The 22,816-nt window shown below is 65.7% G+C and carries 22 protein-coding genes; 14 read left to right on the top strand and 8 right to left on the bottom strand.

Going from position 1 to position 22,816, the window contains the following annotated elements:
* Positions 1-116: 116 nt before the first annotated feature.
* The 7 genes from LDO41_RS12980 to LDO41_RS12950 are packed head-to-tail and all read left to right on the top strand — an operon-like array spanning position 117 to position 7,294.
* Positions 117-1,856 carry a glycosyltransferase family 39 protein gene (locus LDO41_RS12980; RefSeq protein WP_223988656.1) on the top strand — a complete coding sequence of 580 codons (1,740 nt, stop codon included), beginning with the start codon at positions 117-119 and terminating at the stop codon, positions 1,854-1,856.
* Complete coding sequence (locus LDO41_RS12975; protein WP_223988654.1) at positions 1,853-2,224, top strand: DMT family transporter; 372 nt, start codon at positions 1,853-1,855, stop codon at positions 2,222-2,224. Before LDO41_RS12980 ends, LDO41_RS12975 begins: the two co-directional genes overlap by 4 nt.
* Positions 2,225-2,232: 8 nt before the next feature.
* Positions 2,233-3,414: a DegT/DnrJ/EryC1/StrS family aminotransferase gene (locus LDO41_RS12970; RefSeq protein ID WP_223988652.1), complete on the top strand. Its 1,182-nt coding sequence runs from the start codon at positions 2,233-2,235 to the stop codon at positions 3,412-3,414.
* Entirely contained in the window at positions 3,393-4,412 is a 1,020-nt protein-coding gene (locus tag LDO41_RS12965) for a glycosyltransferase (RefSeq protein ID WP_223988650.1), read from the top strand. The genes LDO41_RS12970 and LDO41_RS12965 overlap by 22 nt, the downstream gene beginning before the upstream one ends.
* The gene (locus LDO41_RS12960) at positions 4,400-5,344 is read left to right on the top strand and encodes a formyltransferase (RefSeq protein ID WP_223988648.1); all 945 of its coding nucleotides are present in this window, start codon (positions 4,400-4,402) and stop codon (positions 5,342-5,344) included. Before LDO41_RS12965 ends, LDO41_RS12960 begins: the two co-directional genes overlap by 13 nt.
* On the top strand, positions 5,341-6,393 hold the full coding sequence (locus LDO41_RS12955) for a bifunctional UDP-4-keto-pentose/UDP-xylose synthase (protein WP_223988646.1): 1,053 nt from the start codon (positions 5,341-5,343) through the stop codon (positions 6,391-6,393). The genes LDO41_RS12960 and LDO41_RS12955 overlap by 4 nt, the downstream gene beginning before the upstream one ends.
* A 1-nt stretch (position 6,394) precedes the next feature.
* Positions 6,395-7,294, top strand: coding sequence for a polysaccharide deacetylase family protein (locus tag LDO41_RS12950; RefSeq protein ID WP_223988644.1), 900 nt, complete (start codon positions 6,395-6,397; stop codon positions 7,292-7,294).
* A 12-nt stretch (positions 7,295-7,306) separates the two neighbouring features.
* On the opposite strand, the gene LDO41_RS12945 is transcribed toward LDO41_RS12950, so the two are convergent.
* The 3 genes from LDO41_RS12945 to LDO41_RS12935 all read right to left on the bottom strand — a co-directional run bounded on the left by LDO41_RS12945 (position 7,307) and on the right by LDO41_RS12935 (position 11,855).
* Positions 7,307-9,436 carry a heavy metal translocating P-type ATPase gene (locus tag LDO41_RS12945; protein WP_223988642.1) on the bottom strand — a complete coding sequence of 710 codons (2,130 nt, stop codon included), beginning with the start codon at positions 9,434-9,436 and terminating at the stop codon, positions 7,307-7,309.
* A gap of 311 nt (positions 9,437-9,747) precedes the next feature.
* Positions 9,748-11,181, bottom strand: a complete 1,434-nt coding sequence (locus LDO41_RS12940; RefSeq protein ID WP_223988640.1) for a heavy metal sensor histidine kinase — start codon at positions 11,179-11,181, stop codon at positions 9,748-9,750.
* Entirely contained in the window at positions 11,178-11,855 is a 678-nt protein-coding gene (locus tag LDO41_RS12935) for a heavy metal response regulator transcription factor (RefSeq protein ID WP_223988638.1), read from the bottom strand. The genes LDO41_RS12940 and LDO41_RS12935 overlap by 4 nt, the downstream gene beginning before the upstream one ends.
* Positions 11,856-12,062: 207 nt before the next feature.
* Between LDO41_RS12935 and LDO41_RS12930 the strand changes: the two genes are divergently transcribed.
* The 4 genes from LDO41_RS12930 (at position 12,063) to LDO41_RS12915 (ending at position 15,866) form a co-directional block, all read left to right on the top strand.
* Positions 12,063-12,548 carry a hypothetical protein gene (locus LDO41_RS12930; RefSeq protein WP_223988636.1) on the top strand — a complete coding sequence of 162 codons (486 nt, stop codon included), beginning with the start codon at positions 12,063-12,065 and terminating at the stop codon, positions 12,546-12,548.
* Between the two features lie 141 nt (positions 12,549-12,689).
* The gene (locus tag LDO41_RS12925) at positions 12,690-13,193 is read left to right on the top strand and encodes a hypothetical protein (RefSeq protein ID WP_223988634.1); all 504 of its coding nucleotides are present in this window, start codon (positions 12,690-12,692) and stop codon (positions 13,191-13,193) included.
* Positions 13,183-14,574 (top strand): TolC family protein, encoded by a 1,392-nt coding sequence (locus tag LDO41_RS12920; RefSeq protein WP_223988632.1) that lies wholly within the window; start codon positions 13,183-13,185, stop codon positions 14,572-14,574. Before LDO41_RS12925 ends, LDO41_RS12920 begins: the two co-directional genes overlap by 11 nt.
* A gap of 2 nt (positions 14,575-14,576) precedes the next feature.
* A complete protein-coding gene (locus LDO41_RS12915; RefSeq protein ID WP_223988630.1) occupies positions 14,577-15,866 on the top strand; it encodes a multicopper oxidase family protein in 1,290 nt (429 codons plus the stop codon).
* A 15-nt stretch (positions 15,867-15,881) separates the two neighbouring features.
* Here LDO41_RS12915 and LDO41_RS12910 read toward each other — a convergent pair whose 3' ends face one another.
* Positions 15,882-16,175: an H-NS family nucleoid-associated regulatory protein gene (locus LDO41_RS12910; RefSeq protein ID WP_223988628.1), complete on the bottom strand. Its 294-nt coding sequence runs from the start codon at positions 16,173-16,175 to the stop codon at positions 15,882-15,884.
* 354 nt (positions 16,176-16,529) lie between these two features.
* On the opposite strand from LDO41_RS12910, the gene LDO41_RS12905 reads away from it, so the two are divergent.
* On the top strand, positions 16,530-16,769 hold the full coding sequence (locus LDO41_RS12905; RefSeq protein WP_223988626.1) for a copper resistance protein CopQ: 240 nt from the start codon (positions 16,530-16,532) through the stop codon (positions 16,767-16,769).
* Here the strand turns inward: LDO41_RS12905 and LDO41_RS12900 are convergent.
* A complete protein-coding gene (locus tag LDO41_RS12900; protein ID WP_223988624.1) occupies positions 16,753-18,921 on the bottom strand; it encodes a putative bifunctional diguanylate cyclase/phosphodiesterase in 2,169 nt (722 codons plus the stop codon). The two genes, LDO41_RS12905 and LDO41_RS12900, sit on opposite strands and share 17 nt — an antisense overlap.
* A 260-nt stretch (positions 18,922-19,181) precedes the next feature.
* Between LDO41_RS12900 and LDO41_RS12895 the strand changes: the two genes are divergently transcribed.
* A complete protein-coding gene (locus LDO41_RS12895; protein WP_223988622.1) occupies positions 19,182-19,364 on the top strand; it encodes a glycine zipper 2TM domain-containing protein in 183 nt (60 codons plus the stop codon).
* Positions 19,365-19,621: 257 nt separating this feature from the next.
* Here LDO41_RS12895 and LDO41_RS12890 read toward each other — a convergent pair whose 3' ends face one another.
* Genes LDO41_RS12890 through LDO41_RS12880 form a run of 3 tightly spaced genes read right to left on the bottom strand, consistent with a single transcriptional unit; the run spans position 19,622 to position 22,250 of the window.
* Positions 19,622-20,794: an acyl-CoA dehydrogenase family protein gene (locus tag LDO41_RS12890; protein ID WP_223988620.1), complete on the bottom strand. Its 1,173-nt coding sequence runs from the start codon at positions 20,792-20,794 to the stop codon at positions 19,622-19,624.
* 14 nt (positions 20,795-20,808) lie between these two features.
* Positions 20,809-21,801: a Bug family tripartite tricarboxylate transporter substrate binding protein gene (locus LDO41_RS12885; protein WP_223988618.1), complete on the bottom strand. Its 993-nt coding sequence runs from the start codon at positions 21,799-21,801 to the stop codon at positions 20,809-20,811.
* Between the two features lie 56 nt (positions 21,802-21,857).
* Positions 21,858-22,250, bottom strand: a complete 393-nt coding sequence (locus LDO41_RS12880; RefSeq protein WP_223988616.1) for a cupin domain-containing protein — start codon at positions 22,248-22,250, stop codon at positions 21,858-21,860.
* Between the two features lie 245 nt (positions 22,251-22,495).
* On the opposite strand from LDO41_RS12880, the gene LDO41_RS12875 reads away from it, so the two are divergent.
* Positions 22,496-22,792 carry a hypothetical protein gene (locus LDO41_RS12875; RefSeq protein WP_223988614.1) on the top strand — a complete coding sequence of 99 codons (297 nt, stop codon included), beginning with the start codon at positions 22,496-22,498 and terminating at the stop codon, positions 22,790-22,792.
* The last annotated feature ends 24 nt before the right edge of the window (positions 22,793-22,816 follow it).

Genomic DNA, 22,816 nt, shown 5'->3' with positions numbered 1-22,816 from the left:
GCAGCGCCTCTGTTTTGCAGCACCTCTGTTGTCCACCGAATCGGGACATGCCGCGTTGTGCGTGGTCTGCCACATGCTGGCCACGTCGCCGGTATCCGGTCCAATCCAGGAGATCTATGCGCAGTTCCACGCCCTCGCGCCTCGCCGGGCTGCCCGTCGGCATGATTGCCGTGGTGGCCATTGGCATTCTGCTGGTCTGGTTCGGCACGCTCGACGCACGTCACCTGCTGCGCCCCGACGAAGGCCGCTATGCCGAGATCTCGCGCGAGATGTTCCTGAGCGGGGACTGGGTCACGATTCGCTACAACGACCTCAAATACTTCGAAAAGCCGCCCTTCCACATGTGGGTGACGGCACTCTCCTATACCTTGTTCGGCATCGGCGACTGGCAGGCGCGGCTCTGCGTCGCGCTGTCGGGCATCGTCGGCCTGGCCGCCTCGATGTTCGCCGCCGCGCGCTGGTTTGGCCCCCGCGTGGCCCTGCTGACCGGTCTGGCGCTAGTTGCCGCGCCGATGTGGAGCGTGGCGGGCCACTTCAATTCGCTCGACATGACGCTCTCCGGCGCGCTCGCCTGCGTGCTCGCGTTCATGCTGATCGCCCAGCATCCGTCCGCCACCCCGGCCGCGCGCCGCAACTGGATGATGGCCTGCTGGGCCGCGATGGGCGTCGCGGTGCTGACCAAGGGTCTGGTGGGACTGGCGCTGCCAGGGCTGGTGCTCGTGATCTATACGCTGATCACGCGCGATCTCGGCCTCTGGCGCCGTCTGCACCTTTTGCCGGGCGCGGTGGTCCTGCTGATCGTGACGGTGCCCTGGTTCTGGCTGATCGACTCGCGTAACCCGGAATTTGCCCACTTCTTCTTCATCCACGAGCACTGGGACCGCTATACCTCCACAGTGCACGAACGCAAGGGCAGTATCTGGTACTTCGTGCCGCTGGTCGTGGCGGGTTTCCTGCCGTGGCTCGGCCTGATGCCGCGTATGTGGACCGAGATCCGCGAACGCGCGGGGGCGGATCTGACCGCGAATCGCGGTGCGGGCGGCAGGCCATTCCAGCCCGCGCTGATGGCCGCCGTGTGGGCCATCGCCATCTTCGCGTTCTTCAGCCTGTCCAGCTCCAAGCTGCCGGGCTATATCGTGCCGATCTTCCCCGCGCTGGCGATACTCGCCGGCGTGGCGCTCGACCATATCAACGAGCGCTCGTGGAACCGGCAGATCAATGCGATGCTGGTCCTGTCCGTGGTCGGCCTGCTGGCCACCCCGTACCTCGCCACGCTCGACAAGCCGTCCACACCCAACGAGGTCTATCGTTTATTTGCGCTGTGGGTCGGCGCGGCGGTCGTCGTGCTGCTGGTCGGCACCCTCGTCGCCCGCCGGCTGTTGCGCACGCACGGCCTGTTCTCGAGCATCACGGCCTACGCGCTCGCGCTGTACCTGTGCTGCACGGTCGCGCTGCTGGGCCACGAGGTGATGGGCCGGCGCGCGTCCGGCATCGACCTGCTGCCGTCGATCCGCGCCGTGCTCAAGCCAGAAATGCCGTTCTACGGCGTGGGGGTGCTCGACCACACGCTGCCGTTCTACCTCGGCCACACGCTGACCATGGTGGAACACCCTGACGAACTCGAGTTCGGGATTGCCCAGGCACCGGACCGCTGGATTCCCACCATGGCGGCATTCATTGCCAAATGGAACGATGGCCAGCCCGCGGTCGGTATCATGTCGCCCGAGACCTACGAGGGCCTGCGTGCACAACAGGTGCCGATGCATGTGGTGGCACGTGACGTGCGCCGCGTGGTCGTCAGCAATTTCCCGCTGCCGGCGCAGCCCGCTCTCCCGGAAACGAAACCCGCTTCATGACGCTCTCGACCTTCGCTTTCATCTTTGCCGGCGTGCTGCTCAACGCCTGCGCGCAACTGCTGCTCAAGGCCGGCACCAACGCGGTGGGTGCCATCACGCTCGAGCGCGCGACGTTGCTGGACACCGCCTTCCGCGTGATCACGCAATGGCCGGTGCTCGGCGGCCTGACGCTCTACGTCATCAGCGTCGGCGTGTGGATCATCGGGCTGTCGCGCGTCGATGTGTCGATCGCCTATCCCATGCTGTCGCTCGGCTACGTGGTCAATGCGCTGGCCGCGTGGTGGCTGTTTGGTGAGATGATCGGCCCGTTGCGCGTGGCCGGCATCCTGCTGATACTCGCAGGCGTCTTCCTGATCGCACGTTCATAGCTCAGACCATGACCGCTTCACACGCTTCCCAAGAGTTCCTGCCGTTTGTTCGCCCCGACATCGATGCCGCGGCCATAGCCGAGGTCGGCAAGGTGCTGGCGTCGGGCTGGATTACCTCGGGCCCGAAAATGCAGGCGTTCGAGGCCGCGCTGTCGGCGCTGTTCGATGGCCGCCCGGTGCGCACGTTCGCCAACGGCTCGGCCACGATGGAAATCGCGCTACGCATCGCGGACATCGGCCCTGGCGATGAAGTGATCACTACGCCGATCACATGGGTCGCCACCGCCAATGTCGTGCTGACGGTCGGCGCGCGTCCGGTCTTCGTCGACATCGACCCGCGCACCCGCAACCTCGACCTCGCCGCCTTGGAAGCCGCCATCACGCCGCGCACGCGCGCGATCATGCCGGTCTACCTGTCGGGCCTGCCCGTCGATATGGACCGTCTGTATGCCATCGCGAAGCGGCATAACCTGCGCGTGATCGAGGACGCCGCGCAGGCGATCGACTCGCGCTGGCGCGGCCGCCGCATCGGCGCGTTCGGGGACCTCGTCAGTTTCAGCTTTCAGGCCAACAAGAACATCACGACCATCGAGGGCGGCTGCCTGGTCATGAATTCGCCCGAGGAAGCACAGCGCGCCGAGCGCCTGCGCCTGCAGGGCGTGATCCGCACGGGCATGGACGGCATGGACGTCGAGGAACCCGGCGGCAAATTCAACCTGACCGACGTCAATGCGGTGGTCGGCCTGCAGCAACTCCAGAAACTCGATGCGATCACCGCGCGCCGCGCGTTGCTCGCCGACACCTACTTCCAGTGCTTCCGTGCCATGTCCGGCTTCGAGGCACTGGGCGTCGAACTGCCACTCGCGCTCGACCCCGACGCAGCAACCACCAACTGGCATATGTTCCAGGTGGTGCTGCCGACCGATCGCATGGCCGGTGGTCCCGCCGCCGCGCGCAGGCAGTTCATGGAAGCGATGCGCGAGCGCGGCATCGGCACGGGCGTCCATTACCCGCCCGTGCATCTGTTCACCCATTACCGTTCCCTGGGCTGGCGCGAGGGGATGCTGCCGCATGCCGAACGTATCGGCCAAGGCATCGTCACGCTGCCCCTCTTCCCCGCGATGCAACCTGCCGACGTGGAGCGAGTATGCGAAATCTTCACCGAAACATGCAAACGCCTCTCTCATTAAGCCCCGTCGAAGTCTCGGTCGTCATTCCGGTCTACAACGAGGAAGACGGGCTGCAGGCGCTGTTCGATCGCCTCTACCCGGCGCTCGACGCCATGGCCACGTCTTACGAGGTCATCTTCATCAACGACGGTAGCGCCGATCGTTCGCCGCAGATGCTGGCCGCGCAGTATCACAAGCGTCCGGACGTGACGCGCGTGATCCTGTTCAATGGCAACTTCGGCCAGCATATGGCGATTCTCGCGGGCTTCGAGCACACACGCGGGCGCATCGTCATCACGCTGGACGCGGACCTGCAGAATCCGCCCGAAGAGATTCCGCGCCTGGTGGAAAAGATGCGCGAGGGGCACGACTACGTCGGTACCATTCGTCGCCAGCGCAACGACACCGCGTTCCGCCGCTATGCGTCGCGTGCGATGAACCGCCTGCGCGAGCGCATCACCAAGATCCGCATGACGGACCAGGGCTGCATGCTGCGTGCCTATGACCGCAACGTGATCGACACGATCAATGCGTGCCGCGAGGTCAACACGTTCATTCCGGCGCTGGCCTACACGTTCTCGTCGAATCCGATCGAGATCGAGGTCGGCCACGAACAGCGCCATGCGGGCGAATCGAAGTACTCGCTGTATCAGCTTATCCGCCTGAATTTCGACCTCGTTACCGGCTTCTCGATCGTACCGCTGCAATGGTTCTCGGCCATCGGCACGTTGCTGTCGATATCGTCGGCGGGTCTGTTTGTCGTGCTGCTGGTACGGCGTTTTATCCTCGGCTCGGAAGTCCAGGGTGTGTTCACGCTGTTCGCCCTGACCTTCTTCCTGATGGGCATCATGCTGTTCGGCATTGGCCTGCTCGGCGAGTACGTGGGCCGGATCTATCAGGAAGTCCGCGACCGTCCGCGCTATCGCATCCAGGCGGTGCTCGAGCGTGACCTCGGCGCCAACGACGGCATGCGCGGCAACCCTGGCAACGACCTGGAGACAGCCTCGTGCGAGCGGTAGTCTTTGCCTACCATAACGTCGGCGATCGCTGCCTGCGCGTGCTGCACGCGCGCGGCGTGGAGATTGCACTCGTGATCACGCATCGCGACCGGCCCGATGAGAACATCTGGTTCCGCCGCGTGGCGGACACCGCCGCGGAGCTCGGTGTGCCGTTCGTCTATGGCGAGGACCCCACCGATCCGGCGCTGGCCCAGGCCGTGCGCGACGCCGCGCCCGACGTCATTTTCTCGTTCTACTACCGCTCGATGATCCCGGCCGCGCTGCTCGCCGTGGCGCCGGGCGGCGCGTTCAACATGCATGGCTCGCTGCTGCCTAAGTATCGCGGCCGCGTGCCCGTGAACTGGGCCGTGCTGCACGGCGAGACCGAGACCGGCGCCACGCTCCATGCGATGGAAGCCAAGCCCGACGCGGGCTTTATCGTCGACCAGACGGCGGTACCGATCCTGCCCGACGACACGGCTGGCCAAGTCTTCGAGAAGGTCACGGTGGCCGCCGAGCAGACGTTGTGGCGCGCGTTGCCGGCGATGATCGCCGGCGAGACGCCGCGACACCCCAACGTGCTGGCCGACGGCAGCTATTTTTCCGGACGCAAGCCCGAGGACGGCCGCATCGACTGGCAACGGTCCACCGCGGACGTCTACAACCTGATTCGCGCGGTAGCGCCGCCCTACCCGGGCGCGTTCACCGATCTCGGCGGACGCCGCTTCGTGGTCGCGCGGGCGCGCCCTGTCCGTTCTACGATGGAAGCCACAACGCCACTGGCGCCGGGCCTGCACGTACGTGATGGCCGCATCGTCGCAGCCTGCGGCGATGGTGGCCAGCTCGATATCCAGTCGCTGCTGCAAGGCCGCAGCGCGGACGACGGCGTTGCCGTCACCCCATCCGAATTTGCTTCTTTTATTACCGTTCTGCCCAACGAGGAAAACCGATGAAAAAGGTCCTGATTCTTGGCGTCAATGGCTTCATCGGCCACCACCTGACGCGCCGCATCCTGGAAACGACGTCGTGGGAGGTCTACGGCATGGATATGTCGTCGGATCGCCTGGGCGATCTGGTCGAGCATCCGCGCATGCACTTCTCCGAGGGTGACATCACCATCAACAAGGAGTGGGTGGAGTACAACATCCGCAAGTGCGACGTGATCCTGCCGCTGGTGGCCATCGCCACGCCGGCGACGTACGTGCGCAACCCGCTGCGCGTGTTCGAGCTGGATTTCGAAGCCAACCTGCCGATCGTGCGCAGCGCCGTGAAGTACGGCAAGCACCTGGTCTTTCCGTCGACGTCCGAGGTCTACGGCATGTGCGCGGACGACGAGTTCGATCCCGAAGCCTCGCCGCTGGTCTATGGCCCGATCAACAAGCCGCGCTGGATCTATGCGTGCTCCAAGCAGCTGATGGACCGCGTCATCCACGCCTACGGCATGGAACAAGGCCTCAAGTACACGCTGTTCCGTCCGTTCAACTGGATCGGCGCCGGCCTCGACTCGATCTTCGAATCGAAGGAAGGTTCGTCGCGCGTGGTCACGCAGTTCCTCGGTCATATCGTGCGCGGTGAGCCGATCAAGCTCGTGGACGGCGGCGAGCAGAAGCGGGCGTTTGCCGATATCTCCGACGGTATCAGCGCGCTGATGCACATCATCGAGAACAAGAACGACGTAGCCAGCGGCAAGATCTTCAACATCGGCAACCCCGCCAATATCCACTCGGTGCGCGAGCTGGCCGAGATGATGCTGCGCATGGCAGCCGATTACCCCGAGTACGCGGACGAAGCGCGCAAGACGCAGATCGTTGAGACCTCCTCGGGCGACTTCTACGGCAAGGGTTATCAGGACGTGCAGCACCGCGTGCCGAAGATCGACAACACGATCGAGGAACTGGGCTGGAAGCCCGAGGTGTCCATGGAAGACGCGCTGCGCCGCATCTTCGAAGCGTATCGCGGCAAGGTCGTCGAGGCCCGCACGCTCGTGGACTCCGCGAACTGATATGGCCCGTATCGCGCTCAAGGTCGATGTCGACACGCTGCGTGGCACGCGCGAAGGCGTGCCCAAACTGCTGTCGATGCTGTCCGCCGCGCGGGCGCAGGCCACGTTCCTGTACAGCCTCGGCCCCGATCACACGGGCTGGGCGCTGCGGCGCGTGTTCCGCCCCGGCTTTCTGAAGAAGGTGTCGCGCACATCGGTGGTGTCGCTCTACGGGGTGCGCACGCTGATGTACGGCGTGCTGCTGCCGGCGCCTGATATCGGACGCAAGGGTGCCGCCGAGATGCGCGCCGCGCGCGCGGCCGGCCACGAGTGCGGGATCCATACGTGGGATCACGTCTACTGGCAGGACAACGTGCGTGGCCGCGATGCGGCCTGGACGCGCCGGCAGATGCAGAACGCGTTCGACCGCTATACCGATATCTTCGGCGAAGCCCCGCCCACGCATGGCGCGGCGGGCTGGCAGATGAACGACGACGCATTCCGGCAGATCGACGACTGGGGCATGGCATATGCCTCGGACGGACGCGGCGTCACGCCGTATATTCCGACCGTCGATGGTGTAGCGTGTCGCCATGTGCAGATGCCCACCACGCTGCCTACGCTCGACGAGCTGATCGGCGTCGATGGCTGGACCGAAGAGAACGTTCACGAAGCCATCCTGCGCCTGACCGCGGCCCCGGCCGATGCGCGCGATCACATCTTCACGCTGCACACCGAACTCGAGGGCGGCAAGCTCGCGCCCGTGTTCGAAAAGCTGCTGGCGGGCTGGCGCGCGCAGGGCCACGAACTGGTGTCGATGGCCACGTGGTACCGCCACCTCGATCGCTCGACGCTGCCGCAACTGCCGGTGACGTGGGGTGAGATCGAAGGCCGCAGTGGCCAATTGATCATTCAGCCTTGATTTCGCTGGCGTTCAGCGGCGCGTCAAACGCAGGCCGTTGAACACAACCAGCAGGCTCGCCCCCATGTCGGCAAACACCGCCATCCACATGGTGCCCATGCCCATGATGGTCAGCGCGAGAAACACCACCTTGATACCCAGCGCCAGCGCGATGTTCTGACGCAGGATCGACGACGTTCGGCGCGAGAGCCGCACGAACGTCGGAATCTTGCGCAGGTCGTCATCCATCAACGCCACATCGGCGGTTTCAATCGCGGTGTCGGTGCCGGCCGCGCCCATCGCAAAGCCGATATCGGCGCGCGCCAGCGCTGGCGCATCGTTGATGCCGTCACCGACCATCGCCACCTTGCGCCCGTGCGCGCGGGCCTTGTCCGCCAGCGCGGCAATGGCATCGGCCTTATCGACCGGCATCTGGTTGCCACGCGCCTCGTCGATCCCGACCTGCTCGCCAATGGCAGCCACCGTATGTGGGTTGTCGCCGGACAGCATCAGCGTGCGGATGCCGAGCGCATGCAGCTCCTTGATGGCCTGACGGCTCGACTCGCGCACCGTGTCGGCCACACCGAACAGAATCGACACCACCGGCTTTGGCTCCATCGCGGCCAGCAGCACCACGGTCTTGCCCTGCCGCTCGAGCGCTTCGAGCCGCGCTTCGAGCGCCGGCGAGCAGGCCCCGAGGTCGTGAATCAATCGGTGGTTGCCGAGACAATATTGCACGCCAGCGACGCGTCCGCGCACGCCGAGGCCGGCAAGCGCTTCGAACTCGGTCACGTCCAGTAGCGCCACGCCATCGGATGCCGCCGCACTGGCCACCGCGCGCGACACCGGATGATCGGAGCGTGCCGCGAGGCTCGCGGCGATTGCGCGAGACTGGCCTGCCATCCGCGTCCCTGCGCCGTTAGCACCGGAAGCACTGTCGAAGTCAGCGCTGAGCTCGGCCATATCGGTCTGCGCGGGCTTGCCATGCGTGAGCGTGCCGGTCTTGTCGAGCGCCAGCCACGCCAGGTCGCGGCCCTGCTCGAGATACACCCCGCCCTTGATCAGAATGCCGCGACGCGCGGCGGCTGCGAGGCCGCTGACGATCGTTACCGGCGTGGAGATCACGAGCGCGCATGGGCATGCGATGACCAGTAGCACCAGCGCCTTGTAAATCCACTCATGCCATGCGCCTCCGGTTACCAGCGGCGGCACGATGGCCACCAGCAGCGCAATTGCGAAGACCGCCGGCGTGTAGACGCGCGCGAAGCGATCGACAAAGCGTTGCGTCGGCGCGCGGCTGCCCTGCGCGGCTTCCACTGCGTGAATGATGCGCGCGAGCGTGGAATCGCTCGCGGGTGCCGTCACCTCGTATTCGATCTCGCCGGACTGGTTGATCGCACCCGCGTAGAGCGGATCGCCGACCGTCTTGTCGACCGGCACGCTCTCGCCGGTAATCGGTGCCTGATCGAATGCGGATTGACCCAGTACGACACGCCCGTCCAGCGCCACACGCTCGCCGGGCCGTAAGCGCACGCGCGCGCCGATGGTAACGCCGCGCGCCGGTACCGGCTGCCAGCTCCCGTCAGGCTGCAGCACCACCGCCTGCTCGGGCGTCATCGCCATCAGCCCGCGAATCGCGTTGCGCGCGCGGTCGAGCGAGGCGGCCTCGATACGTTCAGCGAGCGCGAACAACACCATCACCATCGCGGCCTCGGGCCACTGGCCGATCAATGCCGCGCCCGTGACCGCGATGCTCATCAGCGCGTTGATATTGAGATTGCCGTTGCGCAGCGCGATCCAGCCCTTGCGATAGACACCGAGGCCGGCGAGCGCGATGGCCGCCAGGGCCAGCGCCGCCGGTAACCATGGCGTGGCCACGCCAAACCATTCGGCGGCTTCGGCACCCAGCGCGGCAGCGCCGGCCAACGCCAGTGGCCACCAGGGCGCGGCCGCCTCGGCCGTAGCTTCGGCGCCGTCCGTCGTATCGAGAAGCGGTTCGGCCAGCATGCCCAGGCTGCCGATGGCACGCACCACGCCGTCAGTCGAGTCGAGCGTATGGTGGACCGTCAGCACGCGCTGCATCAGGTTGAAATCGAGTGCCGCCACGCCGGCCATGCCGCCGAGCTTGTTGCGGATCAGTGTTTCTTCCGTGGGGCAATCCATCGCCGCAATGCGATAGCGCGCCGCCTGCGTGCCCGCCGGCGCGGCGATCGGTGCCTGGACAGGCGCGACAGGCGCGCCGCAGCCACCGCCGCAACAGGCGTGGGCGTGCGTCTCCGCTACGCGGACATGTGCTTCATCGTGCGCGTGATCAGCATGATCGTGATCGTGAGCGTCGTGGTCATGGCCATGGTGGTGATCGTGGTCATGATGGTGATGAGGGTCCTGCGTCGGGTGCCGGGCCATAACGGAATTCCAGAAAGCGGTGCGCCAATATCGTGGAATCCATTGAAGACCCTGTAGCCGCTACAGAGTCAAGGTGCGCTTTTCGGAAACGCCATGCCGTCGGGAAACAGCAACTCGAACTCGGTCAGGCCTTCCTGGCTACGCACCGTGACGCTGCCACCATGGAGTCGCATGATCGAATCGACGATCGCCAGGCCCAGGCCAGTGGATGTCGCAGAGTTACGGCGTGACGGATCGGCGCGGAAGAAGCGGCCGAACAGCTGCGGCAGCGCCTCCGTGGCAATCGCCGGGCCCGCGTTGGCGATGCGGATGCCGGTATGGCCCGGACGCGCGCGCAGTACGGCCAGACGCACCGTGCTGCCGGCCGGCGCGTGCCGCAACGCGTTGTCGAGCAGGTTCGTCACCGCGCGGCGCAGCAGCGTCTGGTCGGCCGTGACCGTGGCGGTGCCGGTAATCGTCAGCGTCAGATCGCGCTCGGCCGCCACCGCATCGAAATACTCGGCCACCTTGTCCAGTTCCGCGCGCGCATCGAGCGGCTTCTGATCGAGTGCCACCTGCGCGTGATCGGCGCGCGCGAGGAACAGCATGTTCTCGATCATGCGCGACAGGCGCTCGAACTCCTCGAGGTTCGACTCGAGCAACGCCTCGTATTCGGCGGGATTGCGTCGCTGCGCGAGGGTCACCTGGGTCTGTCCGACCAGATTGCTGATCGGCGTGCGGAAGTCGTGTGCGAGGTCGGCCGAGAATGTCGACAAGCGCGTAAAGCTATCCTGCAGGCGCGCCAGCATGTCATTGAGCGCGCCAGCCAGCTCGCGCAACTCCTCCGGGGCATTGCCGACGTCGAGCCGCGTGGCCAGCCGGCTCGTGGTCACCGCGGCCGCATCGTCGGCCATGCGCCGCAGCGGCAGCAGTCCACGCCGCGCGAGCAGGAAGCCAAGTGCCGCGGCGGCAATCGCGCCGCACAGCGTGGCGCCAAGCAGTTGTCCGCGATATTCACGCATCAGCGCAAAGCGCGAGCCCGCATCGCTGAGCACGAGGATTTCCACGGTGCGGCCCGTGGTGCCGACCTCGCCGAGCGCGGCCAGCGCGCGCGACGGTGCGCCCCCGCGCGGCCGCCATGACTCGAGCATGCCGCGATCGGGCGTGATGTTGGCCGCGTGCACGCGCAGCGTCGGCAGGGTTTCGTTACGGGGGTTGAGCGTGATCAGCGGTTCGCCATCACGCGTGCGCACGACCAGGATCAGGCCCTCATGGCCCATCGCGATATCGGCAAAACGATGCGTGTCGGCGCGGATCTCGTTCTCGCCCTCCACCTCGCGCAGCAGATGCCGCACGCGCAGCACCTCGCTGACGAGCTCGCTATCGGCATGGCCCTCAAGCTGGCTCTCGAGCGCGCTCGACAGGTAGGCGGCCACGCCGATCAGGATCAGTACCGTGGTCAGGCCATAGGCGAGTGCGAGGCGCGCGGTCAGCGACGACATGCGTCGGCGCAGCCAGCTCATGCTTCGTCCGTGTCGTCCAGCACGTAGCCCATGCCGCGGCGGGTGTGGATCAGCTTTTGCGGGAACGGGTCATCGACCTTGGCGCGCAGGCGCCGGATCGAGACGTCGACGACGTTGGTATTGCTGTCGAAGTTCATGTCCCACACCTGCGAGGCGATCAGCGAGCGCGACAATACTTCGCCGCGCCGGCGCGCCAGCAGTTGCAGCAGCGCAAATTCTTTCGAGGTCAGATCGATACGCTGGCCCGCGCGCGTCACGCGGCGGCGGATCGCGTCGATCTGCAGGTCCGCCACCTCCATGAACTCGCTCTCGCGCAGCGGCCCGCGCCGCAGGATCGTGCGGATGCGCATGACCAGCTCGGCGAACGCGAACGGCTTGACCATATAGTCATCCGCGCCAAGCTCGAGGCCCTTGAGGCGGTCCGACAGTTCGTCGCGCGCGGTCAGGCACAGGACGGGGGTGTCCTTGTCGCGCCGCAGTTCGCGCAGCACCTGCCAGCCGTCCATCACGGGCAGCATCACGTCGAGGACGATCAGGTCGTAGTGATGCTCGCGGGCGTGGGCCAGCCCGTCGACGCCATCGCGCGCGAGGTCGGCCACGAAACCGGATTCGGTCAGCCCCTTGAGCAGGTAGTCGCCTGCCTTGGGCTCGTCTTCCACGATCAGGATGCGCATTGACAATCACTCATGAACACTGCGGGCTCGCCGCTTCTTTTTCCGCCATTCGGAACAGCACGATAGCTGAGGAAACGCCCGGCAGGCCATACATTGCAGAAATGTCACGTTCAGAGGCCAGTTACCATGGGGACAAACCCGCTACAATGCTTGCTGTCCTTTTTTCCGCATCTTGCGCACGTCGACGATCGCAATACCCGCCCTTCAATGAAACGCCTGTTCGCCAGCTTCCTGTTGTGTCTTGCCATGTTCGCGCTCCCGATCCAGGGTGCCGCGGCGGCGGTCATGATGGTGTGCAGCGCGGCGGAAGCGGCAGGCCTGTCGATGGCGGAGCGCCACGCTGCCGTCAAGGCGGAAGCGGAGGCCGAGATCGGCACGGCGCAGTCGCACTGCCATCTGCAGAGCGTCAGCGATGCCGACGACCAACCGGTCTGGCACGACGCCGCGGACAAGGACGCAGACGCCGGCGCGACGCTGCCGCTCGGCACCCATGCCAGCCACACCTCTCACGCCGGTCATGCCGCTGGCACCTGCAGCGCGTGCGCTGCCTGCGCGGCTGGCGCCATGTTGTTGCCCGAAATCCCTGCCGTGGCGCTGATTCATCAGCGTCATGCCGCTCCGCTCGGCGCACCCGCCGCGTTCGCGAGCTACCTCCCTCTGCCGGCCGAGCGCCCGCCCACTCCTATCTGCTGACAGCCGAGGTGCGTCCATCGCACCCGTATCGCGCGTGCACGCGCTGGTGGCAGCTATCGCAGCCGTCGCGCCGCACGCCCTTCTAGTGGTTTATTGACGCGCCGTCCAACACGTTGACGCGCGTCGCCATAGAGGTCTGTCATGCAAGCCTTGCGTCTGCTGGCGATTGCCTGCCTGATGCTGTCGCCCGCGCTCGCCGCGGCGCAGGCATCGGCGCTGCCGTCTGCTTCTTTGCCCTCGTCTTCTTCTCCTGCCAACGATCCGCTCGATCCGCGCGCACCCGTACCGCCGTTGCCCGCGGTCGGCGCGCTGGACGGCTACACATCGTTCCAGCCCGCCCGCGTCGCCGCATGGCGGCACTCCAACGAAACTGTCGCCGCCGCGCCGCCATCGCATGCGGGCCATGCCGGGCACGGCGTGAGTACCGCGCCGGATCCACACGCGGGTCACAACATGTCCGCAGCGCCTGATCCACATGCCGGCCACAACATGGGCGCCACGCCCGATCCTCACGCCGGTCACAACATGTCCGCAGCGCCCGACCCGCATGCCGGCCACGACATGATGGCCGCACCCGATCCTCACGCCGGTCACAACATGGGCGCGGCACCGACGCCCGCCGCGGAGCATCAGCATGCGCACTGAAGCGCTCGTCATCGCCCTGCTCGCTGGCACGCTGCTCGCCGGCTGCGCGCAGTTCTCACCCGATGGCGGTTTCGCGCCGGTGGCCGACACCGCGCGCGAGCGGCTCGGCAAGGAGGCCACGTGGCTGCGCACCGACGATGAACGCAGCGCGGCGCGCGCCCGTACGCAAGAACTGCTGGCGCAACCGCTCGACGTTGACGCCGCGATTCAGGTCGCGCTGCTCAACAGCCCATCGTTGCAGGCCGCCTTCGCGAACCTCGGCATCGCCGAAGCCGACTATGTACAGGCGACACGCCTGCCAAACCCCGGTTTCTCGTTCGCCCGCAAGAGCGGCGACGAGGTGCTCAAGATCGACCGCGCCATCACCATCGGCGTCATGAATCTGCTGGCGCTGCCGTTCGCGGCGCGCGTCGAGAACAGCCGCTTCGCGCAGGCACGCCTGCAAGCGGCCGACGCGGTGCTGCAGCACGCCGAAGCAACACGTCGCGCGTGGGTGGATGCCGTGGCCGCCGAACAGGCCGTCCGCTACGCCGAGCAGGTGCGTCACGCGGCGGAAACCGGTGCCCTGTTCGCGCGCGACATGGCACGTGCCGGCAACATGAGCGCACGCGACCACGCACGCGAGCAGGCGTTCTATGCCGAGGCCGCCGCACAACTGGCGCGTGCCCGCGAACGCACGATCTCCGCGCGCGAACGGCTGACACGCCAGCTTGGCCTGTGGGGCGAGGATGCCCGATATCGTCTGCCCGAGCGCCTGCCGGACCTGCCCGGCACGCGTCCGGAGATGCAAGATCTTGAAAGCTACGCCATCGCGCAGCGCATCGACCTGCAGGCCGGCCGCGCGCAACTGGAGAGCCTCGCGCGCTCGCTCGGCCTTACGCGCGCCACACGGTTCGTGAGCGTGATCGACGTCGGCTACCTGCACAACAGCGAGAACGGTCGCCGCGAAACCGGATACGGCATCGACATCGAAGTGCCGCTGTTCGACTGGGGCGGCGCGCGTGTGGCGCGTGCCGAAGCCGTGTACATGCAGGCCGCCGCGCAGCTCGCGGACCGCGCGATCGACGCGCGCTCGTCGGTGCGCGAACGCTACGCGTCCTATCAGGCGCGCTACGACGTGGCCCGTCATTACCGCGACGAAGTCGTGCCGCTGCGCAAACGCATCGGTAACGAAAATCTGCTGCGCTACAACGGCATGCTCGTCAGCGTATTCGAGTTGCTGTCCGATGCGCGCGAGCAGATCGCGGCGGTCAACGGCTACCTCGATGCGCAGCGCGACTTCTGGCTGGCCGAAGCGGAACTGCGCGGCACGCTCGGCGGTCGCCTGCCCGAAGGCTACCCATCAGACCGTACCTCTCCTACTGAACGATCCGGACAATGACCATGGTTTCCCGACGTCGATTTCTCGGCGGCTCCGCTGCCGCCATGCTGGGCGCCGCGATGGTCTCGCGTGCCGGCGCCGCCGCGCTGCCCGAGGCACCGCTGCAGCAAAGCCCCACGATGCAGCCACCGCTTTCGCCTGCAAGCGGCCGCCCTTATCAACCGGTGGCCACGCTCAACGGCTGGACGCTGCCCTGGCGCATGCGCAATGGCTGGAAAGAGTTCCACCTCGTGGCCGAACCCGTCGAGCGCGAAATGGCGCCCGGCATGACCGCGCATCTGTGGGGCTACAACGGCCAGAGCCCCGGGCCGACCATCGAGTGCGTCGAGGGCGACCGCGTACGCATCTTCGTCACCAACAAGCTGCCCGAGCACACCACGGTGCACTGGCATGGCGTGATCCTGCCAGCCGGCATGGACGGCGTGGGTGGCCTGTCGCAACCGCATATTCCGCCCGGCAAGACCTTCGTCTACGAATTCGAGATGCGCCACGCGGGCACGTACATGTACCACCCGCATTCCGACGAGATGGTGCAGATGGCGATGGGCATGATGGGCTTTATCGTGGTACATCCGCGCAATGCGCGCAGCCTGCGCGTCGATCGCGACTTCGTGTTCCTGATCTCGTCCTACGCGATCGATCCCGGCACCTACACCCCGCGTGTCGCGGAGATGACCGACTTCAACATGTGGACGTGGAACAGCCGCGTGTTTCCGGGCATCGATACGCTACCGGTCCGGCTTGGCGATCGCGTGCGGATTCGCGTGGGCAATCTCACCATGACCAACCATCCGATCCATCTGCACGGACACCGTTTCGAGGTCACGGGGACCGACGGCGGCTGGGTGCCACCCTCGGCGCGCTGGCCCGAGGTGACCACCGATGTGGCGGTCGGCCAGATGCGCGCGATCGAGTTCATCGCCGACAATCCCGGCGACTGGGCCTTCCATTGCCACAAGTCGCACCACACGATGAATGCGATGGGCCATGACGTGCCCACCATGATCGGCGTGCCGCAGAAGGATCTGGCCAGCCGCATGAGCGCGCTCGTGCCCAGCTACATGTCGATGGGAGAGTCCGGCATGGCGGACATGGGCGCGATGAAAATGCCGTTGCCGGAGAACACGCTGCCGATGATGTCGGGTCAGGGACCGTTTGGTCCGATCGAGATGGGCGGCATGTTCACCACGCTGAAGGTACGAGCGGGCCTGGCGGCCAACGATTATCGCGATCCGGGCTGGTATCGGCACCCGAAGGGCACGGTGGCCTTCGAGTACACCGGCAACGATTGAACGACGGTACGTCGTTCAATCCACGCGATAGAAATCGATGGACTGGCCGGCGTTGACCGCGCGCTGCAGCCAGTCCGGATACTCGCCGGTGCCGTCCCAGGTCTGCCCCATCGCGTTGCGGTACGTCTGCGTGGCACGCACCGGCGCAGCTGGCGCTGGCGCTTCTTCGGACTCGCTATCCACATCGGCGGCTTCGATATCCGCAAAGCACCCGGCCTCGACCAGATCGTCGAAGGTCAGACCATGGTGGTCCATTTGCTCGTGGATCCAGGTCACGGCGGCTTGCTTGGCGGAATCTGACTCGGACATGACGTTATGCGTACCCGCGTGAGGACGCGGGCCAATAAAAAAGGGAAACCGGGAAATCGGGGGAACCGGAGCAACCGGAGAGCGGGAACAAACGCACAACATTCTACCGCGTGTTGGCGCGGGAGTCCCCACGCGAGTGGGGTCAAGAACGCGATGGGCCGGTTCGCGACACGTGCGCGTGCTCAATCTCGGCGCATCTTTGCCGTTCCTGTCAATTTTTGCGGCATGACAGCATTGTCATGGCGAAGTCATGCTCGCGTGGTCGGCGGCTTCTTAGACTGTATTCGTGGTTGGCGTGATGCCGGCCCACAGTGAAGTCCTTACCGGTAGTGCATACAAACAGGAGTCAAAACGATGCGAAATTTCAGGCATGCCTTGCTGTCCACCGCTATTCTCGCCACGCTCGCGGGTACCGCCGGCATTGCGAGCGCCGCCAACACGCGCACGGCCGATCCCTACCTCGACGGCGCCCGTACGGGGGCACGCGACCCGTACACCGACGGGGCGCGCACCGTGAACGATCAGCGCAATCCGTTCACCGACGGCGCACGCAGCGTGCACGATCAACGCGATCCGTTCACGCGGGGTGCGTAATCGACTCGGCAGGGTCACGCACCCGCATATCGCGCGGGGCAACCATCGGTTCGGCCGATGCGGGAAACTGTTCGGCGGGCATCGGCTTGCCGAACAGATAGCCCTGTAGCGCGTCGCAACCAAGCCCTGCCAGGAAGGCGCTCTGCGCCGGGGTTTCCACCCCTTCAGCCACGACCTGCAGATTCAGCGTGCGCCCCAATGCGACGATCGCTGAGACGATGGCCGCGTCTTCCGAATCTTCCTCGAGCTCCCGCACGAAACCGCGATCGATCTTGAGCTCGCTTGCGGGAATACGCTTGAGGTGCAGCAGGCTCGAATAGCCTGTGCCGAAATCGTCGATCGCGATTCGCACGCCCATATCATCGAGCCGCGTCAGGATCGCCAGGCTCGTCTCGACATCGCGCATCGCGGTGCTTTCCGTGATCTCGAGCGTCAGCGAAGACGCCGGCACGTGATGCTTTACGAGCGCTTCAGCCACGGCTTCGACCATGCCCACGTGACAAAACTGCAACGCGGATAGATTCACCGCCATCGACAACTCAGGCTGGCCGCCCGCATGCCACAAGGCCAGTTGCCGGCACGCTTCGTCGAGGACCCAGTTGCCGATCGGCACGATCGCGCCCGTCTTTTCGGCCAACGCGATGAACTGGTCCGGCATCAGCAATCCCTGCACCGGATGATTCCAGCGCAGCAACGCTTCCGCGCCGATCAGCGCACCGATCGCCGTGTCACTTACCTCGCCTTTGGCCACCACGGCGGCTGCCGCGCCCGCGGCTGCGTACTTGGGCTGGTAATGCAGTTGCAGCTGACCCAGCTTGAGCGCGCCGCGCAAGTCCTGCAGCAGCGTCTGCTGGGCGCGCGCCTGATGATTCATCGAACGCTCGAAGAAGCAGTACGCATTGCGGCCGCTCGCCTTGGCGTGATACATCGCGGCATCGGCATTGGTCAGCAACGCGTCCTGATCCGCGCCGTCGGCCGGATGCAGCGCGATGCCGATGCTGGCCGAGACGTGAAGCGTCATGCCGGCCACATAGACCGGTTCGCGCAGCGCGGCCAGCAGCGCCTCGGCGGTGACGCCCGCGTCCTCGGGCTCGTCCACCCACGCCAGCAGCACGAATTCGTCGCCGCCCACGCGTGAAATCGTGTCCTCCGATCGCATGATCGTGCGCAGCCGCCCTGCAATCTCCACCAGCAGCGCGTCGCCGACGTGGTGACCATAGCTGTCATTGATCCCCTTGAAGCCGTCGAGATCCACGAACAACACGGCAAAGCTGCCCTGCTGCCGCACATTCGATTGGATGGCCTGGTTGAAGCGATCATCGAGCAGCGCGCGGTTGGGCAGGCGCGTGAGCTTGTCGTGCAACGCGAGGAATTCGAGTTCCTGATTGGCCTGGCCCAGCGCCTCCGCCATGATCGCGGTCCGCATCTCCAGACGCATGTCGAGCACCGACGTGATGAGCGCCACGGCCAGCACGCAGATCGTGATCACCAGAATCGGCAGCGCCAGGGATTCGCCAGGCAGGCCCGTAGCGACCGCGCCACAGATGCTTCCGAGCGGAAACTCGGCCGCGGCCATGCCGGTGTAGTGCATCGACGCAATCGCGCCGCCCATGATCACCGCGGCGCCGAGCCTCAGTTGATGCACGCGCGGCATGTTCCGTCGCAGCTGGAAGGCGATCCACAGCGCCGCGCCCGATGCCGCCACCGCGATCAGGATCGACAGTGCGAACAGCGACGGGTTGTAAATGATGCCGGGCTCGATCCGCAGCGCGGCCATGCCCGTGTAATGCATGCTCGCGACCGCGCCGCCGAGCACGAGCGCGCCCATCAGCAGCCGCTGCCACGGCAGGTTCTCTCGGCACACGAGCCACAACGCGAAGGCCGATGCCCCGATCGCGATCGCTAGCGAGAGCATCGTGATGCCAACATCGTAGCCAAGCGGAATCGGTAACCGGAATGCGAGCATGCCGACGAAGTGCATCGACCAGATGCCGACGCCCATCGCCGTGGCGCCGCCGGCCAGCCAGATATGGGCCTGCATGCCGCGCGCGGTGGCGATACGGCCGGTGAGATCCAGCGCCGTATAGGACGCGAGTACCGCAACCAGAAGGGAGAACAGGACGAGCAGCGCGTCGTAACTGGAGGACATCATGGGGATGGCGCGAAAGGGCTGGTCATTCTGACGGCGAGGTCTGCCGGAATCAAACAATTCACGGCGTCACCGTTGGATAACGGCACAGAGGCGGAAAACTCAAGCGGACTGAAACATTGCAATACGATGCTTGACATGCCATGCGCCCGCAACTTGCGTCGTCCGACGATTCCTACAAATCAATCGGTGTGAGTCGGAGAGGCCACGCGAGCGCTGCCGCCTATGCTTCAGTCATGGAGGCCAACGCAGGAGAACGCATCATGTGGAAGCGAATTGCTGGAGTGCTCACCGTGGGCGCATGTGTGTGGGCGATGTCGGGTTGCACGCTTGGCGGCGCCGCTGCCGGTGGCTATGCCGGACATGAACTGACTGGCGGCAGCACGGCGGGCACCGTAGGCGGTGCGGTCGTTGGCGGCGTGATCGGTCACGAGCTGGGCAAGTAAAGAACAAGTCGTACGTAAAGCTTTCCGCGGTCTGGACGGACGGGCAGGGTCCCCCAGATTCGCGCGGTGTGGTTCTTGATGGGAAGAGTCCACCGCCACCGCCGCGTCATGTCGCTTCGTGTTTCATCGCTGAAAGGCGTTACGCTCGACATGTCGTTCCATGACGCGGCGCGTGGGAAACCTGCAGACGAGAAAGCCCCGGGAATGGCTTCCCGGGGCTTTTTTTATTGCCTGCGTTGCTACCGACGCGAGCCGACTCAGTACGACTTGGGCAACCCCAGCACGCGCTCCGCGATATGGCACATGATCAGTTGCGCGCTGACCGGCGCGATGCGCGGAATATACGATTCGCGCAGATAGCGCTCCACGTGATATTCGCGCGCATAGCCCATACCGCCCAGTGTCAGCACCGCCGTCTGGCACGCCTGATGCGCGGCCTCGGCGGCGAGGTACTTGGCGGCATTGGCTTCCGCACCGCACGGCTTGCCATTGTCATAGAGCCAGGCCGCCTTCCACACCATCATGTCGGCCGCCTCCAGCGCCATCCACGCCTGCGCGAGCGGATGCTGGATGCCCTGGTTCTGGCCGATCGGCCGGCCAAACACGGTGCGCTCGCGCGCGTAGCGCGTGGCGGCCTCGAGCGCGGCACGGCCCAGGCCCACGGCTTCCGCCGCAATCAGGATGCGTTCCGGGTTCAGGCCGTGCAGGATGTACTCGAAGCCCCTGCCCTCCTCACCGATGCGATCGGCCGCGGGCACCATCAGGCCATCGATAAACAGCATGTTCGAGTCGACCGCGCCCCGGCCCATCTTGTCGATCTCGCGCACTTCCACGTGGTCGCGGTCGAGCTTCGTATAGAACAGGCTCAGCCCCTGCGTGGGCTTGGCCACCTGATCGAGCGGCGTGGTGCGTGCCAGCAGCAGCATACGCGTGGCCACCTGTGCGGTGGAGATCCAGATCTTGCGACCGTCGACGCGATACGCGCTGCCATCGGCCGTGGCCACGGCCTGCGTTTTCAGATGCGTGGTATCGAGACCCGCGTCGGGTTCGGTCACCGCGAAGCAGGCTTTTTCCTCGCCAGCGATCAGCGGCGGCAGCGCGGCCTGCTGCTGCGCCTCGCTGCCGAACACGACCACCGGATTGAGGCCGAACACGTTCATGTGGATGGCCGACGCGCCTGAGAAGCCTGCGCCCGACGCCGACACGGTCTGCATGATCAGCGCCGCTTCGGTAATGCCGAGCCCCGCGCCACCGTACTGCTCCGGCATCGCAATGCCGAGCCAGCCCGCGCCCGCCATCGCCTTGTGAAACGCGTGCGGAAACTCGTGGCGCGCGTCGAGCCCGGCCCAGTAGTCGGGACCGAAGTCCGCGCACAGCTGCGTGACGGCCTCGACGATGGCGTTCTGGTCGGATGTTCGCTCAAAGTTCATGCGTGCCCCACCCCTTATTCCGGCTGAATGCCCGCGTCCTTGACGAGCCTGGTCCATTTGACGAGTTCGCTCGCCACGAAGGTCGAGAACTCCTTGGGCGTCTGGCCAAAGGCCTCGAAGCCCAGCGCTTCGAAGCGCGGCGCCACTTCCTTGCTGCCCGCGATCTTCGACAGCTCGCGATTGAGCCGTTCAACGATCGGTTGCGGTGTCCTGGCCGGCGCGAACACACCGTTCCACGACGTAATGTCGAAACCCTTGAGGCCGGGCGTGTCGCCGATCGGCGGCAGGTCGGGCAGCAGCCGGCTGCGCTGCGCGGTGGTCACCGCGAGCGCATGCATCTTGCCGGCCTTGACGTTGGCGATGCCGGCCGCGACGTCGACGAACATCATCGGCACCTGGCCCGCGATCACGTCGGTCATGGCCGGCGGCGTGCTCTTGTATGGCACGTGCAGCAGATCGATGCCGGCCATGCGGCCCAGCGTCGCGCCGGACACGATGCCGGTGCTGTTGCCGCTCGCGTATGACATACCCGGATGCGACTTGGCATAGGCGATCAGTTCGGCCACGTTCTTCACCGGCACCTTCGGGTTGATCACGAGCATGAACGGCAGGTTGCCCATGCGCGCGACCGGCGTGAAGTCCTTGATCGGGTCGTACGACAGCTTTTTCATCAGCGACGGATTTGCCGAATGCGTCGTGTTGGTGGTCATGAACAGCGTGTAGCCGTCCGGGGCCGCCTGCGCCACGAGTTCAGCGGCGATCGCGCCATTGGCGCCAGGGCGGTTATCCACCACGACGTTCTGCCCCAGCGCATCGCCGAGTTCCTTTGCGGTGATACGCGCCACCGCGTCGGTGCCGCTGCCGGCCGCAAACGGGACCACCAGACGGATCGGACGATTTGGGTAAGCGTCCGCGGCATGCGCGGGCGCGGCAGCCAGCAGCACAGGCAACGCGGGAAGCGTGACGAGGACGGCCGCCAGCAGGCGGCGCACACGGAAATTCGGCATGGATGTCTCCAGATGGTTCTGGTCGGGGTCCTGTCTCGGACCCTCGGCTCGGTCAATCAGGCTGCGGGGCGAATCACCCGGTTCGGCGATTCCTCGTACGGCGGTGCGTAGACCACGAGCAGCTTGACGGGCTCATCGCTGATCACGGTGAACACGTGCATCGCATCGGCCGGGAAGAAGCAGCATTCGCCGGGACCGAGTTCACGCGACTGACCATTGACCTCGGCGCGCGCGCGGCCTTCGAGGATGTAGCAGACCTGCTCGATGCCCGGATGCGCGTGCGGCAGCGCGCCCTTGCCGCGCTCGATGGTGCCGTGGATGACTTCGAGCTGCGTGGCGCCGACGTTCTCGCGGCCGATGATGCGGCGATTCAGCGTGCCGACGTGATTGGCCGGGTGATAACCCTCCACGTCCTCGGTGCGGACGAAATAGGTCGGTGTGGTGCTCATGGGTGGGCGGTCTCCAACTGTAACTTTCGGCGCCCCAAAGCGGACGCCCGTTTTTCATGTTTATGAATTGAATTTTATAGATATGAAAATCGTCGTCAACGGGGTCAACCCTGACATCGTCGCTTTCCGCCTCCTGTGCGCCCGGCGCCATCTCATTTTCGGCTCATTCTGCCCTCGCACAATGGACTCATCCGAGCCGGCAACACCGCTGACCCAGATAACAAACCAAACAATTGGAGGTCATCATGAAGCAACCCCTCGCAGTACTCGCCGCCAGCGCCCTGGCCCTTTCGCTCGTCTCCGGCTGCGCCAGCGCCGATGTTGGCTACGGCTACAACTACGACGCCGGCGCGGACTACGCGATGTCCCGCCATCCGAACATCGAGCAGGCCAGCTTCCATGCGCAACAGGCCATCGATCGCATGCAGGCCGCGCAGCGTGCCAACCACTACGACATGAACGGCCATGCGGCCCACGCCATCGCGCTGCTGCGCGAGGCCCAGTCGGAAATGGAAGCCTCCGCGCTGACGATCACGCGCTGAGCCACGCCGCTCGTTACCGCTGCC

The organism is Cupriavidus pampae, from assembly GCF_914271485.1.
Lineage (GTDB): Bacteria > Pseudomonadota > Gammaproteobacteria > Burkholderiales > Burkholderiaceae > Cupriavidus > Cupriavidus pampae.
The sequence above is the reverse complement of the archived record's forward strand: the minus strand, read 5'-3'. Positions and strand labels throughout refer to the sequence as shown.

What these genes read in the sequence shown, in the direction of transcription:
- LDO41_RS12910 (WP_223988628.1), bottom strand. Translation starts at nt 16,175, where the DNA reads ATGTCCGAGTCAGATTCCGCCAAGCAAGCCGCCGTGACCTGGATCCAC.
- LDO41_RS12890 (WP_223988620.1), bottom strand. Translation starts at nt 20,794, where the DNA reads ATGAACTTTGAGCGAACATCCGACCAGAACGCCATCGTCGAGGCCGTC.
- LDO41_RS12900 (WP_223988624.1), bottom strand. Translation starts at nt 18,921, where the DNA reads ATGATGTCCTCCAGTTACGACGCGCTGCTCGTCCTGTTCTCCCTTCTG.
- LDO41_RS12930 (WP_223988636.1), top strand. Translation starts at nt 12,063, where the DNA reads ATGAAACGCCTGTTCGCCAGCTTCCTGTTGTGTCTTGCCATGTTCGCG.
- LDO41_RS12980 (WP_223988656.1), top strand. Translation starts at nt 117, where the DNA reads ATGCGCAGTTCCACGCCCTCGCGCCTCGCCGGGCTGCCCGTCGGCATG.
- LDO41_RS12905 (WP_223988626.1), top strand. Translation starts at nt 16,530, where the DNA reads ATGCGAAATTTCAGGCATGCCTTGCTGTCCACCGCTATTCTCGCCACG.
- LDO41_RS12945 (WP_223988642.1), bottom strand. Translation starts at nt 9,436, where the DNA reads ATGGATTGCCCCACGGAAGAAACACTGATCCGCAACAAGCTCGGCGGC.
- LDO41_RS12950 (WP_223988644.1), top strand. Translation starts at nt 6,395, where the DNA reads ATGGCCCGTATCGCGCTCAAGGTCGATGTCGACACGCTGCGTGGCACG.
- LDO41_RS12970 (WP_223988652.1), top strand. Translation starts at nt 2,233, where the DNA reads ATGACCGCTTCACACGCTTCCCAAGAGTTCCTGCCGTTTGTTCGCCCC.
- LDO41_RS12915 (WP_223988630.1), top strand. Translation starts at nt 14,577, where the DNA reads ATGGTTTCCCGACGTCGATTTCTCGGCGGCTCCGCTGCCGCCATGCTG.
- LDO41_RS12940 (WP_223988640.1), bottom strand. Translation starts at nt 11,181, where the DNA reads ATGAGCTGGCTGCGCCGACGCATGTCGTCGCTGACCGCGCGCCTCGCA.
- LDO41_RS12880 (WP_223988616.1), bottom strand. Translation starts at nt 22,250, where the DNA reads ATGAGCACCACACCGACCTATTTCGTCCGCACCGAGGACGTGGAGGGT.
- LDO41_RS12925 (WP_223988634.1), top strand. Translation starts at nt 12,690, where the DNA reads ATGCAAGCCTTGCGTCTGCTGGCGATTGCCTGCCTGATGCTGTCGCCC.
- LDO41_RS12895 (WP_223988622.1), top strand. Translation starts at nt 19,182, where the DNA reads ATGTGGAAGCGAATTGCTGGAGTGCTCACCGTGGGCGCATGTGTGTGG.
- LDO41_RS12885 (WP_223988618.1), bottom strand. Translation starts at nt 21,801, where the DNA reads ATGCCGAATTTCCGTGTGCGCCGCCTGCTGGCGGCCGTCCTCGTCACG.
- LDO41_RS12965 (WP_223988650.1), top strand. Translation starts at nt 3,393, where the DNA reads ATGCAAACGCCTCTCTCATTAAGCCCCGTCGAAGTCTCGGTCGTCATT.
- LDO41_RS12920 (WP_223988632.1), top strand. Translation starts at nt 13,183, where the DNA reads ATGCGCACTGAAGCGCTCGTCATCGCCCTGCTCGCTGGCACGCTGCTC.
- LDO41_RS12975 (WP_223988654.1), top strand. Translation starts at nt 1,853, where the DNA reads ATGACGCTCTCGACCTTCGCTTTCATCTTTGCCGGCGTGCTGCTCAAC.
- LDO41_RS12875 (WP_223988614.1), top strand. Translation starts at nt 22,496, where the DNA reads ATGAAGCAACCCCTCGCAGTACTCGCCGCCAGCGCCCTGGCCCTTTCG.
- LDO41_RS12955 (WP_223988646.1), top strand. Translation starts at nt 5,341, where the DNA reads ATGAAAAAGGTCCTGATTCTTGGCGTCAATGGCTTCATCGGCCACCAC.
- LDO41_RS12935 (WP_223988638.1), bottom strand. Translation starts at nt 11,855, where the DNA reads ATGCGCATCCTGATCGTGGAAGACGAGCCCAAGGCAGGCGACTACCTG.